The organism is Arthrobacter sp. SDTb3-6 (assembly GCF_013376095.1).
Taxonomy (GTDB): domain Bacteria; phylum Actinomycetota; class Actinomycetes; order Actinomycetales; family Micrococcaceae; genus Specibacter.
The window spans coordinates 1-723 of the sequence record NZ_JAAMFN010000135.1 but is presented as its reverse complement, the minus strand read 5'-3'; the positions used below and the strand labels follow the sequence as shown (position 1 = coordinate 723).

Sequence of the window (723 nt, the reverse complement as noted above, 5' to 3'; positions counted from 1 at the left end):
ACGGGGGTGTTCGTCACCGGGTCCACCAGGAGGCGCAGGAACGTCCCGGCCCCGGCCAACAGCTTGCGTGCGGTTTCTTCGGTGATGGGGCCGTGTCCGGCGAGTTCGCCCGGTTCATTCCTCACCCCGGGCAGGCCCAGCACCGGGACGGTGACGATGAGCTGTGCCGCCGGCAGGGGAGGTTCGGCCACGACAGCCCCGTCCCGCACCGCATCCAGCTGGTCCACGTGGTCCTGCACGGGGTCCTCCAACACACCATCGACCACCCCGCCGGCCACCCCGGCGGCCAGGCCTTCCACGACCCCCGCCAACCCCGCACGCCCAGCAACCGGCCCACCACCGGGCACCGGAACCCCGCCATCGGAACCGGCATCCGAAGCCACCAAACTGCCAGCGACAGGGCAGCGACAGGGCGGTCCCCTGCGGCGGGGTTCTCCGTACCGGGACGGTGACGATCGGCAGGGTGGTTCCCTGCGGTGGCAGGTCCGGCGTTGGGTCTGAGGGTGCCGGTCTGGATGATGTTTTCCGGTCGTTTGGCGCGTTTTTCGTCCAGGGCGTCCTGTTTTGGGGTTTGCGGGCCGAGAGCGGGCGCCCGTGGCGGATCGACCCAGTCCGGGAGCACGTCAATGAGCTGCAACCCCGCATACGCACCCCCACCGGCACCACCGGAACCACCGGGCCTGTCGGGGCGGGTGGGGTGGGAGGGGTCCGCCAGGGCCGAGG

The 723-nt window shown here is 71.2% G+C and carries 1 pseudogene; it reads right to left on the bottom strand.

Annotated features, from left to right (window positions below):
* Window positions 1–299: pseudogene (locus G6035_RS19655) on the bottom strand (endonuclease); the annotation flags it as partial.
* Window positions 300–723: the final 424 nt, after the last annotated feature.